This is a genomic window from Cyanobacteriota bacterium, from assembly GCA_025054735.1.
Classification (GTDB): domain Bacteria; phylum Cyanobacteriota; class Cyanobacteriia; order SKYG9; family SKYG9; genus SKYG9.
Genome location: JANWZG010000429.1, coordinates 1 through 3,172, shown reverse-complemented (window position 1 = coordinate 3,172; position 3,172 = coordinate 1). Strand labels below are relative to the sequence as shown.

General features: G+C 47.5%; 4 protein-coding genes. 3 read left to right on the top strand and 1 reads right to left on the bottom strand.

Features of this window, described 5'->3' with window-relative positions; genetic code table 11:
- From NZ772_16290 to NZ772_16280, 3 genes are all read left to right on the top strand, one after another.
- On the top strand, positions 1–313 hold a 313-nt coding region (locus NZ772_16290; protein MCS6815114.1), incomplete at its 5' end, for a helicase-related protein.
- 158 nt (positions 314–471) lie between these two features.
- Entirely contained in the window at positions 472–1,500 is a 1,029-nt protein-coding gene (hemF, locus tag NZ772_16285; GenBank protein ID MCS6815113.1) for an oxygen-dependent coproporphyrinogen oxidase, read from the top strand.
- Positions 1,501–1,731: 231 nt separating this feature from the next.
- Complete coding sequence (locus NZ772_16280; GenBank protein MCS6815112.1) at positions 1,732–2,091, top strand: STAS domain-containing protein; 360 nt, start codon at positions 1,732–1,734, stop codon at positions 2,089–2,091.
- Between the two features lie 379 nt (positions 2,092–2,470).
- Here the strand turns inward: NZ772_16280 and NZ772_16275 are convergent, their stop codons facing one another.
- Entirely contained in the window at positions 2,471–3,067 is a 597-nt protein-coding gene (locus NZ772_16275) for a chromophore lyase CpcT/CpeT (protein ID MCS6815111.1), read from the bottom strand.
- Between the last annotated feature and the right edge of the window lie 105 nt (positions 3,068–3,172).

The window sequence follows — 3,172 nt, the reverse complement described above, 5'->3', positions numbered from 1 at the left end:
GAAGGCGGGGGGCACTGGCTTAAACTTGACCCGTGCAAATCATGTATTTCATGTTGACCGCTGGTGGAACCCAGCCGTAGAAAATCAAGCAACGGATCGCGCCTTTCGGATTGGACAGACTCGCAATGTGCAAGTGCACAAATTTGTTTGTACAGGCACCTTAGAAGAAAAAATCCACGACCTAATAGAGTCGAAAAAAGTCCTAGCAGAGCAAGTAGTTGGCACTGGTGAAAACTGGCTAACTGAGTTGGATACCGATCAACTGCGTGAGTTACTGCTCCTTGATCGCAGCGCTGTCATCGATGAAGACTAGCCTTGACAAATGGCCACCAGTATTCAGAGGTTAAAACATTAAAAAGTGTTGCAACTCACAATTGCAGGTGTTTGTGACCTAAGAACCAGGTAAGGTTTTATTCAGGGTTATACAACTACCGACCTTAAAATTCGTCTATAGTGACTTTGTACTCAATTATGACAACTGCTTCACCGACAGCTACGATCACCGTCAATCCCCTTCCTCCTACTGACTCTCGTCAACGTACCAGTGAATTTCTCAAAACGCTGCAAGATACCATTTGTCAGGGGTTAGAGCAACTAGATGGTGTAGGAACTTTTCAGGAAGATAGCTGGACAAGAGAAGAAGGTGGTGGTGGTCGCTCCAGGGTCATCAAACAGGGAGGCATCTTTGAGCAAGGTGGGGTGAACTTTTCCGAAGTGTGGGGTACTCACCTCCCTCCGTCAATTCTAATGCAGCGACCTGAGGCCGCAGGTCATCAATTTTATGCCACAGGCACTTCCATGGTGTTGCACCCTCGTAATCCTCACATCCCTACGGTTCATCTCAACTATCGCTACTTTGAAGCAGGCCCTGTGTGGTGGTTTGGGGGTGGGCTGGATATGACCCCCTACTACCCGGTAGTCGAAGACGTTGTGCACTTACATCAAACGTTGAAGGCAGTGTGCGATCGCCATCATCCTCACTATTACTCTGTATTTAAGCCTTGGTGTGATGAGTATTTTTACCTCAAGCATCGCCAAGAAGCTCGTGGTGTCGGTGGTATCTTCTTTGACTATCAAGATGGCCAGGGTGAGCTGTATCGAGGCCCTGACCCAGAGGGTATTGCCGCTACGGTTAGCCGTGAATTGGGTGCTCAGCCTCGGTCATGGGATGAGGTATTTGCCTTTGTCCAAGACTGTGGTAACGCATTTTTAGCTGCTTATGCGCCGATCGTAGAGCGTCGTCGCCACATGGACTACGGTGAGCGAGAACGGCAGTTTCAACTGTATCGTCGGGGACGCTATGTCGAGTTCAATCTTATCTACGATCGAGGAACTATCTTTGGGTTACAGACTAATGGACGTACCGAGTCTATTCTCATGTCGCTGCCACCCTTAGTGCGCTGGGAATATAACTATCAGCCTGAACCCGGCAGCCCAGAAGCCGAGCTATATACCAAGTTTTTAAAGCCTCAGGATTGGGTAAATTGGCAGATTCTGTGAATTGGATGGCATTTACCTGGATTGTCTAGGGTAAACTGTAGAGCAATTGCATGTTGGAAATAGCGTTTTTAGTTTGGGTGGTTGTATCCTCCAGATAGATGCTGTCGTTAGCTGTAGTATGCAGTTAACGCAGAACTAAATCCTTGGAAAGAGGAATTGAAGGTGAGTTTCGTCTAGCTTAGTTCCGTCATGAAGACACGTATACAGATTACGGGAGGGTAATGCAGCCAAATGGAGCAGAGAACACACACAACTCAAGATGGCACAACGGTGATAGTTCTAACTCCGTCAGGGCGACTTGACATCACTACCGCGTGGCAATTTCGCCTGAAACTACAGGAATGTATCAATAAACTCAGTCCTCATGTCGTGGTTAACTTGGGTCAAGTCAACTTTATCGATAGTTCTGGCTTGACATCACTAGTGGCAGGCATGAGGGATGCTGAGAAGGTTGCAGGCAGCTTTCGTATTTGCAACGTCCATCCAGAGGCAAAGCTAGTGTTTGAGGTCACCATGATGGACTCCGTGTTTGAAATTTTTGACACGGAAGAAGAAGCCTTAGAAGGTGTTCCTCGTGGTATTGCCAGCTAGTAGGTCATGAGTTCTAGCTTGAATAACTCATGATCTCCAGCAAAATGTCTTGAGTCTTCATCATGGGGGAATTCTAGCGGTTTTCCTCCTGCGCTTGGTGTCTCTATGTGTGAAGCTTCAAGTCACCTGGCCTACTAAGGATTTCATAGTTAGGATTCCAGTCTTGATGGTGAGCAAATTGATGAGCTACTGAGACTCATGAAACGTTACAGCTCAATTGAGGATAGCGTCTTGGTTTGTAGTAAGCGCTTCAGCGCTAAGGTTCACTACAAGCTCTAATGTTGACGAGGTTGAATGTTTAGTTGTAGCGATACGCTAGCTAGTTAGGCTTGCAGTCACAGCAGGGTAACAGTGGGGTATGAAACTACGCGCTTGAAGTCTACGGCAACTCGTGACTAAAGTCTTCACGCTTGCTGAATTGAAATGGTCCCATCAGTGCTCCCCAAAGCCCCTGGCCGGTTACTGGATCAATGCCTTTGTCATAAACTAGCAAACGGTTACCACTAGCCTGAAATCCCAGTGAAACGTAGGTAGTTTTGCCTTGGTAGGTAAAGCTACACTGGCTGCCAGGACTCAGGTTAGCATCAAACTGATTATGCTGACAGGTAATGGTGAGTAGGCAACCAGGGAGCAAGTCTAAATGCTCACTCGTCAGTTGCTGTAAACGTTGACGATCGCTAGCAGCTCCCTTCCAAGCTGTAAAGTCCTTCAGAGCGTAATATTGACCTTGTAGCTCGCCGTCAGATGTTGCCTGTAGGCGTAAAATGCGTTGTCGATAGGGTTGATCTAAGGTCATGCTGTTTGCCTGCTCTATAAACAGCGTAATGCTATCGTCAGCAAATAACGGTGTTGGTCGCTGCCACAGAGTCAGGGAGACATACCACGTAGGCTCGGCGATCGCCTGTTCACGATTGTCAAACTTGCCCGCTAGGTAATGGGCTAGTGTCTTGAGGGCTGGTGTATGCAGTAATGACATGATTTCTCAGTGAATAACCCACGTTAATAGCGCACAGTGCGGCTTACCAGCACCACATCTTGAGCATTGACAATCAAGGTTTGAAAACCCTGATCGCGCAACACC